The organism is Microbacterium sp. NPDC055665 (assembly GCF_053618035.1).
The window spans coordinates 1-9,370 of record NZ_JBSHGY010000003.1 but is presented as its reverse complement, the minus strand read 5'-3'; the positions used below and the strand labels follow the sequence as shown (position 1 = coordinate 9,370).

Below are 9,370 nucleotides of genomic sequence, written 5' to 3'. Positions count from 1 at the left end.
TTCCGACCGCGATGATCGGGCAGATGGACACCGACCCTCTGCAGGCGGTGGTGTAGCTCGCCGGGTCCACGTCCGCGTCCGCTCCGCTCAACCGGCCTCGAGGTCGAGCAGGTATCGCTTGCGCTCCGGGTGCGCGCCGTACTGGCCCATGCTTCCGTCCGACCGTACGACGCGATGCACCGGCACGATGATCGAGAACGGCGTGAGCCTGCACGCGGTGCCGACCGCGCGGGCCGCTCCGGGGTGGCCGGCGCGGACGGCGATCTCCCCGTAGCTCATGGTCTCGCCCCATTCGATCGTGCAGATCGTCTGCAGTGCGGCAAGAGCGAAACCATCCACCAGCCGCCAGTCGAGCCGGAGGTGCTGGTCGAAGCGCACCGGATCACCGTCGAAATAGTCGGCCAGAAGATGTGCGAGCTCGTCGGCGGCACCGGGGTCGGGGACGGGAACGGTGCCCAGCTGTCGGGTGATGCCCTCGAGAAGCCAGGGCACCAGCGGGTCTTCGGACTCGGAGAGGTCGAATCGCACGATGCCCTCGTCCGAGAACACCGCGAGGGCATCGCCGAACGGAGTCGGGGCGAAGTCATAGCGGAACGTCATGCGACCATCCTGACCGGCATCGCCGTGCGGGGAGTGCCGGCCTCCCGGGCGGAGTGGAGAACATGACGCTGATCGGCTCAGGGCAGGAGAAGTGCGGATCGGCTCTCGAGGGCGGAGATTCGGCGGAAACCCGCCTGGGATACCCCAGCTCGCCCGGTCTCGCGCCTAGGGTGTCATTGTGTGGCGACGTGATGACAAGACTGCGGAGAACACAGCGGCGGACGCTGCTGTGTCCATCGGCGATCTGCACGAGACCACGACCGGCGTCGATATCGCCCATGCCGCCGAGGCTGAGCGCACCCGGTTGCGGGCGGAAGCGGCCGATCTCGGCGGCCCGTCTCCGCTGGTGAGCTTCCGCGACAGCCCGGAATCGGGCATCGACATCTCCAAGGCCCATCCCGGCAGCCTGCCGCAGTTCATCACCGGAAAATCCACGCTCCTGTCGAATCTCTTCCGCGACGAGGTGGGTCTGCGCACGGCGCGTCTCGCCGCCGAGCGCATCACGGCGAAGAACACCGAACTGCGCACGGTCCGCGGAATCGAGGCGGTGCACCTGGCGGTAGGAGTCGCCCGGTGGCGCATCGGCGGAGCAGGATTCGCCGCGCCGGTACTGCTGCGGCCGCTGGCGATCCGCCGGCATCACTCCGACTTCGAACTCAAGCTTCAGGGGGCTTTCGAAGTCAATCCCGAACTCGTCCGCATCGCCCGGGACCATTTCGGCCTGTCGATCGATGCCGCATCGCTTGCAGCGCTCGCGTACGACGGCGGGATCTTCAAGCCGCAACCCGTGATCGACAACCTGCGCGTGTTGACCCGCTCGATCGACACCTTCTCGGTGGAGCCGCGCCTGGTCGTGTCGACCTTCGCCGACGTCTCCGGAGCGATGGCGCGTGACGCCGGCAGCCTCGATCACGTGCTCCTCAACGCGCTGGGCGGTCATGTCGGCGACCGAGAGCGTGTCACGGCGCCTCGGGCCACGCCCCACCACACCGGACCCGACGATCGGGCTCCCGCATCGGACAATCTCCTTCTCGACGCGGACGCCGAGCAGGAGGCCGTTCTCGCCCGCATCGCCGCCGGGCACTCGCTCACGGTGGCGACGCTCCCCGGCACGGGCGGAACGCAGACGGTGATCAATGCACTCGGCGAACTCGTCCGCGGCGGCAAGCGCGTGCTCGTGGTCTCGGCCCGTCGTTCGACGCTCGACGGCGTTCGTCATCGGCTCGCCGGCATCGGGCTCGACAGCCTGGCGATCTCGCCGGCGAGCGTGCGTCGCGACCTGGTCAGGGCGATCGGCCGCAACGAGAAGGCGACGGCCCCCAAGGTCAGCGAGGTCGACGACGCGCTGGTGCGCCTCCGGACGGTCCTGCGCGACTATCGCCAGGCGCTCACGGCTCCCATCGCCGGCGTGAACGCCTCGGTGCTCGACGCGACCCGCCAGCTCACCCGGCTCGCGTCGCTGCCGGTGCCGCCGTCGACCACTGCCCGGCTCGGAACCGATGCCCTTCGCCGGCTCGCGGCAGATCGACGTGAGGCGGCAGAAGCGCTCGCGCAAGCTGCGCGTCTCGGCGAGTTCCGCTTCGGCCCGAACGATTCGCCGTGGTACGGCGTGACCTTCACCAGCACCGAGGCAGCCCGGGCTGCGCACGAGCTGGCCGGTCGGCTGCACTCGGACAGCGTCCCCGCTCTTCTCGAGCGCGGCTACGAACTGATCGCTCAGACGCACATGCGACCGTTCGCGACGATCGACGAGCTCGGCGAGTATCTGCGCCTGCTGCAGGGCATCCGCGACTCGCTCGACCGCTTCAGTCCCACAGTCTTCGAGCGGCCGCTCGGCGAGCTCATCCAGGCGCACGGCTCGCGTCGTGACGCCCCTGGTCTCTCCGGAGCGAACCGGCGGCGGCTCCGGCGTCTGGCGAAGGAGTACGTGCGTCCTGGCGTCCACGTCACCGAGATGCACGAGGCGCTGCTGCGGATCCAGACCCAGCGCACACAGTGGCAGCGTTACGTCGAGGCGGGCGTCGCGCCGGAGATCCCGCTCGGTCTCGCCGATGTGTACGTGGCCTGGCAGCGGGTCGAGGCCGAGCTCGCCGAGCTGGATGCCGCCCTGGGCCGCCGCGAGCCGCTCGCATCGCTCCCTGTCGCACGGCTCGTCCGCACTCTTGCCGGTCTCGCCGCCAAATCCGACGTCTTCGAGAACCTCGTGGAACGCGCGCAGTTGCGCGATCGCCTCGCGCTTCTCGGGCTCGAGCCGCTGCTCGCCGAGCTCTCGGTGCGGCACGTGGCCGAGTCGCAGGTGGGGGAGGAGCTCGAGTTCGCCTGGTGGCAGTCGCTCCTCGAGCGCGCACTGCAGGACAACCGCGCGCTCCTCGGTGCGAACACCGCCGTGGTGGATCGCCTCGAACGCGACTTCCGGCTCGTCGACGAGGCGCATGCCGCGATGGCGGGCCCCCTGCTCGCATGGCAGCTCGCCAACCAGTGGCGGATCGGGATCGTCGACGAACCGCAGCAGTCGCAGCATCTCCGGCGCGCGCTGACTCAGCCCGCTGCGACCACCGCGCAGGTCGTCAGCGCCGCGCCGACGCTCGTCGACGTGCTCGCTCCCGTCTGGATCTCCTCCCCGTACCTCGTACCTGAGATCCCGGAGTCGGTCGAGTTCGACACCGTGCTGCTCGTCGATGCCGCAGCGATCAATCTGGCCGAGGCCGCACCGGCGATCCGCCGAGCACGCCAGGTGGTCGCGTTCGGCGATCCGGTCACGCAGCGCCCCACGCCGTTCCATATCGCCGTCGATCCGGAGGATACGTGGGAGGCGGAGGTGCCGTTCGACGACGTCTCCGTGTTCGAGCGCCTGTCCGAGCTCCTGCCCGTGATGACTCTGACGCGCAGCTACCGCGCCGGCGGCGAGGATCTCGCCGAGCTCATCAACGACGCGTTCTACGGGGGCGAGATCGTGTCCCTCCCGTGGGCGGGCTCGTATCTGGGGCGAGGCAGCCTCACGGTCGACTACGTCGAGGGCGGCACCGGGACCCCCGACCCGGTGTCCGGTGCGGTCGAGAGCCCCGATGCCGAGGTCGCGCGAGTGGTGACCCTCGTGGTCGAGCACGCCGTGCACCGGCCGACGGAATCCCTCATGGTCGTCACCGCCAGCGCGCGTCATGCCGAGCGCGTGCGCGCCGCGGTCACCTCCGCCTTCGCCGGACGTTCCGACGTGGCGGACTTCGTCGGTCGTGACACTGCGGAGCCGTTCGCCGTCCTGACCCTCGAGGAGTCCGTGGCCGAGAGTCGCGATCGTGTGATCTTCTCGCTCGGGTTCGGACTCACCAAGCACGGCCGCGTCCTGAGCGACTTCGGTGACCTCTCCACGCCCGACGGCGAGCGTCTGCTCACGGTCGGGATGACCCGAGCGCGCCGCTCGATGGTCCTCGTCTCGTCGATCCGTCCGTCCTCCTTCGATGACGGACGCCTCGAGCACGGCGCAGCCACACTCATGTCGATCCTCGGTGGCCTAGCCGCACGTGGCCGGGATGCGCGGCTCGAGGATCTGGCCGATCCGCTCACCCTCGCACTGGCCAGGGAACTGCGGCGGCTCGGAGCCTCCGTCGACGTGGACTATCGCGGACTCCTGCCGCTGGTCGCGCAGCACGGGGGCAAAGCGGTCGTGATCGAGCCCGACCCGGAGTCACGCGGAGAGTCCCTGCGCGAGACGCTGCGGCTGCGGCCGCACGTGCTCCGTCGCCTCGGCTGGCACTACGTGCGCGTGCATGCTTTCGATCTCTACAGCGATCCGGCGACGGTCGCGACACGTATTGCTGCCGTGTTGGGTATCTCCGACACCGTGCCGCGGGCCGAGAACGACACCCAGCCGCTCGACATCGCCGACACCCCGAATGACTGACCAGGTCGACCCTGATGTTCCGCGTCAGCGGGTGGTGCGAGTCCCCGGATCGCGTCGCGCACGGCTGACGCCGGTGCCCGGGAGCGACCCGGCGCCGGAGACCGGGACCGATCATCCGGCCCCGCCGCGTGCCCGGCCGAAGGGCGCGAAGGGCCCGAACGACGATCAGCTCATCCAGGACGTGCCGCCGCACTATTGATCGTTCGACGGCGAGTGCGCCACGAACGAAAGACGCACGGTCCCTCCGAAGAGGAACCGTGCGTCTTGCGTAAGAGCGGAGGCCGTCAGGCGCCGCGCTGAGCCTTGAGCAGGTCGCGGATCTCGACCAGCAGCTCAGCCTCGGTCGCTGCCGCGGGCTCTTCCTCGGGCTCCTCGGCAGGCGTTCCCTTGCGGGCCTCGACATGCGCCTTGAAAGTGTTCATCGGCAGGACGAAGACGAAGTAGACGACGACGGCGACGGCGAGGAAGCTGATGACCGCCGAGATCAGGTCACCGATCGGGAACGTCACCTTGTCGCCGTAGATGTTTGTGATCTGCGGCCCGAAGCCGCCCATCGAGTCGGCCTTGAAGAAGAGCGAGATGAGCGGTGTGATGATGCTGGACACCACCGCGTTGACGATTGAGGTGAAAGCCGCGCCGATGACGACCGCGACCGCGAGGTCGATGACGTTGCCGCGCAGGATGAAGTCCTTGAACCCCTTGAGCATGGGAACCCCCAGTAGATCAGGGCCTCACGAAGAGGCCGGAGTCGACGCAGCTGCCGGTTTGGCGCTCGTCGTCGATTCCGTCTTCGATGATGCCGAAGCATCCGAGGATCCACCGGATTTGGCGCGCGAGTCCGTGCGATAGAAGCCGGACCCGTTGAAGGTCACGCCGATCGAGCCGTACTGCTTGCGCAGCTGGCCGCCGCACTCGGGGCACACCGTCAGGGCGTCATCCGCGAAGCTCTGCACGGCGTCGAACTTGTGTCCGCACGACGTGCAGGCATAGGCGTAGGTGGGCATGGAGGTCCTTGCGGTTCAGCGTCGCCGAGGCGACAGGGTGAGAGTCTGCGACGGCGTCACGATCCCGTTCACGGGCTGGTCGTGCACCTCTCGCGGAAGTTCGTCGAGTACCTCGGAATCATAGATGACCGCATAGACGGGCGGACACTGCTCCATGGAGCCGATCGTCTTGTCGAAGTAGCCGCGTCCCCAGCCCATCCGCATCCCGGTGCGGTCCACGGCGGCGGCCGGGACGATCATGAGGTCGACGTCGTTGACCGCGATCGGCCCGAGGACTTCTCCGGTCGGCTCCGGCAGACCATGCAGCCCCTCGGCGACCTCGTCGTCGTCGGTGGCCACCGCCCAGTCCAGCAAACCGTCGGCGCGGGTGACCGGCAGCAGGACGCGGATGCCGCGGCGCACCGCCCTCGTCACGAAGTCACGGGTGCCCGGCTCGGTCGTCGTCGACAGGAAGCAGGAGATCGACCGCGCGCCGAGCTCGTCGACCAGGGCGTCGAGGCGCTCGCCGATCGCCAGGGCAGCGGCCTCGCGCTGCGGATCGGAGAGGAGCTGGCGTCGTTCGCGCAGTTCGGCGCGGAGTGCGCGTTTGGCGTGTTCGACGTCATTCGACATGGCTCCGAGTCTACGGCGACGCTCACCGCTAGGCTGGGAGGATGGCTGACCACAAGATCAAAGCCGTCATTCCCGCGGCAGGACTGGGCACGCGATTCCTGCCCGCGACGAAGGCGATGCCGAAAGAGATGCTTCCCGTCGTCGACAAGCCGGCGATCCAATACGTCGTCGAAGAGGCGGCGGACGCTGGTATCGACGACATCCTCGTCATCATCGGCCGCAACAAGAACGCGATCTCCAACCACTTCGACTCGGTGCCCGAGCTCGAGGTGAAGCTCATGGAGAAGGGCGACACGGGGCGCCTCGAGCGCGTGATGAAGTCCAGCGACCTCGCCGACATCCACTTCGTCCGACAGGGCGAGCCGAAGGGTCTCGGACACGCGGTCCTGCGCGCGCGCACCCACGTCGGCGACAGCTCGTTCGCCGTGCTGCTGGGCGACGACCTCATCGACGAGCGCGATCCGCTCCTGACCGACATGATCGCCGAGCACGAACGCACCGGCGCCGCAGTGATCGCCCTGATGGAGGTCGACCCGGCCAACATCCACATGTACGGCGCGGCCGCGGTCGAGCCGATCGAGGGCTCGGATGCCGTCCGTGTGACCGGTCTGGTCGAGAAGCCGGCGGCGGAAGACGCTCCTTCGAACCTCGCCATCATCGGCCGCTACGTGCTTCCCGCGTCCGTGTTCGAGATCCTCGAGCGCACCGAGCCGGGCAAGGGCGGCGAGATCCAGCTCACGGATGCGCTGCAGGAGCTCGCGACCGATCCCGAGGGCCCCGGCGTCGTCGGTGTCGTCTTCGGCGGACGCCGCTACGACACGGGCGACCGCGTCGACTACATCAAGGCGATCGTCCAGCTCGCCTCGGATCGGGAGGACCTCGGCCCCGAGCTGCGGCCGTGGCTCAAGGAGTTCGCAGAGCGCCTCTAGGCGATTCTGCGGAGGTCGGTGCGGCATGGATCTGGCGACGGGAATGCGACACGGACCGATCGAGCTGCGGCTCGTGCGTGCGAAGGACGCCCGTCCGCTGCAGCACGAGCTGCTCGCGAACAGATCATGGCTCCAGCCGTGGGAGGCGACCGTCCCCTACGGTTCCGTCTCGTTCGACATGCGGCTCAGCATCCGCCGACTGCTTCAGCAGTACCGTGACGGCTCGGGCTATCCGTTCGTCATGGAGTACGACGGCGAGGTCGCCGGGCAGCTGAACGTGTGGGGAGTCTCGAGAGGCTCCCTCTGCTCGGCGACGATCGGGTATTGGGTGAGCGAGCGTTTCGCGGGTCGGGGCATTACCCCCACCGCCGTGGCGCTGGCGACCGATGCCTGCTTCACGGAGTACGGACTGCATCGGATGGAGATCTGCATCCGGCCGGAGAACGCCGCGAGCCTTCGGATCGTCCAGAAGCTCGGGTTCCGCTACGAGGGGCTGCGCCGCCGGTACATCCATATCGACGGCGACTGGCGTGACCACTACGCGTTCGCGCTGACTCGGGAAGATGTCCCTCAGGGAGTGCTCGCCCGCTGGCTCAGCGGTCAGGTGCCGCCCGACGCCGCGACGGTGCCCCCATCCGACCGCATCGCTCTCTGAGCCGGTGATCACCGGGCGATCCTGACGGACTCGCCGCGACACGCGCCCTTCTGTACGGCTCTGTCACCTCCGAACCCGTACCGTTGTCGATATGGACGGGCCGGTGCTGAGCGGGGGAGTGATCGTGCTCGTCGCCGTGCTCCTCTGGATGCTCTATCTCCTCCCGTCGTGGAGAGGCCGCTTCCAGTACAACGCCGCGGAACGCAACGCCGTTCGACTGAACCAGGCGCTCCGCATCCTCGCCGAGACGAGCGAGACGCCGGGCGAGGTGCACGTCGAGCTGAACGCCCGCACGGCGCTGGCTCAGCAGAAGCTCGCCAAGCGGGTGCAGTCGGAACGTGAGGCCGCCGAGCTCGAGTCGCTTCGCCAGGAGCTTGCTGCGACCCGAGCCGATCCGGTGATCCGTCGTGCTCGTGCCCGTCGCAGGGTGCGCATGGTCGCGACCATCTCCCTCCTGCTCGGTCTTGCCGTGGTCGGTTTCGGCGTCTGGCAGCTCGTGGCTGCCGGTTTGTCTTTGCTGCTGTGGCTCGGTGGGGCGTTGATCCTGCCCGCCGGGATCGCGCTGCAGAGGATGGCTGCGGTCGCCAATCGTGCGGCGCGCGCCACCCACGAGGTGAAGGCACCGATCGCGGAGCGCGCGACGCCTGTATTGCACGACCAGGGGCCGGCGACGTGGACTCCGCGTCCGCTGCCCGAGCCGCTGGTGTCTGTGTCGGGGTCACGCGCGCAGGCGGCGCAGGCCCAGATCGAGGCGCAGGAGCAGCGCCGCAAGGCGGCCAGAGTCGCAGCGCTGCGTGAGCGCGCCGAGCAGATGGCGCCGGCCGCACCCGTGCAGCTTCCTGCCGCGTCGTCTCCGTACGCGAAGATGGGATTCGTCGACGATGCCGAGATCGAGGCGCATGTGCGGGAGATGCTCTCGCGACGTGCCGCCGGTTGATCGGTGCAGACGCGAGCAGCGCTTTCGTCGTGATAGCGTAGATCTCGTTCACGGGCCTATGGCGCAGTTGGTAGCGCGCCTCGTTCGCATCGAGGAGGTCAGGGGTTCGAATCCCCTTAGGTCCACAGAACATGAAAGCCCCCGGTGAGAACCGGGGGCTTTCTTCTTTTACCGGGTTCTCATTGTCCCTACGGGCTTCCTAGGCCGACGTGCTCGCTCGAGCAGGCGGCCGGAGTGACCGCGGGGAGTGAGGGACGACGCCGGTTTCCCTCCCTGTCGGACGCACCCGTTGTCGGACGCACCTGTTCTCGAACGCACTCGCGCGCGTGGGCGTGATCGAGGGGCGTGCTCTCGCCGCCCGTCGAGACAGCGCCGTGAGGCGGGTTTCCGTGCGACACGCCCGGCGGTCCGCCCTGATTTGCCGGATCCCCGGGATCCGCGTAACTTATTACTTGTTCGCCCCAAACGGTTGAGCGGAGGTCCTCGGACCGGCTCCCGTCAAGCATCGAACACCTCCCGAATCCCAGACACTCACCGAGTGAAAAGGATGAAGGTGCTGGTCCGTTCCCACGGTCAGGCCGAAGAAACTCGGACTTGACAACGGAAACGAGATCGGTAAGATAGAGAAGTTGCCCTGCGGGCCTGGCTGTGATGGCTGGGTCGTGGGAGCATCCGATCCTTGAGAACTCAACAGCGTGCACTTGTCAAATGCCAAATTATCCTCGTCTAGCTTCG

8 protein-coding genes and 1 tRNA gene are annotated in these 9,370 nt (G+C 68.1%); 5 read left to right on the top strand and 4 right to left on the bottom strand.

From position 1 onward, the window contains the following. Positions 1 to 87 precede the first annotated feature (87 nt). The gene (locus tag ACWGO6_RS09230; protein ID WP_136041124.1) at positions 88 to 600 is read right to left on the bottom strand and encodes a methylated-DNA--[protein]-cysteine S-methyltransferase; all 513 of its coding nucleotides are present in this window, start codon (positions 598 to 600) and stop codon (positions 88 to 90) included. Between the two features lie 229 nt (positions 601 to 829). Between ACWGO6_RS09230 and ACWGO6_RS09225 the strand changes: the two genes are divergently transcribed. After that, the gene (locus tag ACWGO6_RS09225; protein ID WP_376100298.1) at positions 830 to 4,498 is read left to right on the top strand and encodes an AAA family ATPase; all 3,669 of its coding nucleotides are present in this window, start codon (positions 830 to 832) and stop codon (positions 4,496 to 4,498) included. Between the two features lie 284 nt (positions 4,499 to 4,782). Here the strand turns inward: ACWGO6_RS09225 and mscL are convergent, their stop codons facing one another. The 3 genes from mscL to ACWGO6_RS09210 are packed head-to-tail and all read right to left on the bottom strand — an operon-like array spanning position 4,783 to position 6,114. Next, entirely contained in the window at positions 4,783 to 5,205 is a 423-nt protein-coding gene (gene mscL, locus ACWGO6_RS09220; RefSeq protein ID WP_452326535.1) for a large conductance mechanosensitive channel protein MscL, read from the bottom strand. 24 nt (positions 5,206 to 5,229) lie between these two features. Further along, positions 5,230 to 5,502, bottom strand: coding sequence for an FmdB family zinc ribbon protein (locus tag ACWGO6_RS09215; RefSeq protein WP_091029182.1), 273 nt, complete (start codon positions 5,500 to 5,502; stop codon positions 5,230 to 5,232). A 15-nt stretch (positions 5,503 to 5,517) separates the two neighbouring features. Continuing rightward, positions 5,518 to 6,114, bottom strand: coding sequence for a 5-formyltetrahydrofolate cyclo-ligase (locus ACWGO6_RS09210; protein WP_136041120.1), 597 nt, complete (start codon positions 6,112 to 6,114; stop codon positions 5,518 to 5,520). A gap of 41 nt (positions 6,115 to 6,155) precedes the next feature. On the opposite strand from ACWGO6_RS09210, the gene galU reads away from it, so the two are divergent. The 4 genes from galU (at position 6,156) to ACWGO6_RS09190 (ending at position 8,760) form a co-directional block, all read left to right on the top strand. Further along, entirely contained in the window at positions 6,156 to 7,043 is an 888-nt protein-coding gene (galU, locus tag ACWGO6_RS09205) for a UTP--glucose-1-phosphate uridylyltransferase GalU (RefSeq protein WP_136041119.1), read from the top strand. A 25-nt stretch (positions 7,044 to 7,068) separates the two neighbouring features. After that, complete coding sequence (locus tag ACWGO6_RS09200) at positions 7,069 to 7,698, top strand: GNAT family N-acetyltransferase (protein ID WP_240745008.1); 630 nt, start codon at positions 7,069 to 7,071, stop codon at positions 7,696 to 7,698. A 91-nt stretch (positions 7,699 to 7,789) separates the two neighbouring features. Beyond that, positions 7,790 to 8,635: a hypothetical protein gene (locus ACWGO6_RS09195; protein WP_452326534.1), complete on the top strand. Its 846-nt coding sequence runs from the start codon at positions 7,790 to 7,792 to the stop codon at positions 8,633 to 8,635. Between the two features lie 52 nt (positions 8,636 to 8,687). Next, positions 8,688 to 8,760, top strand: a tRNA-Ala gene (locus ACWGO6_RS09190). Positions 8,761 to 9,370 lie beyond the last annotated feature (610 nt).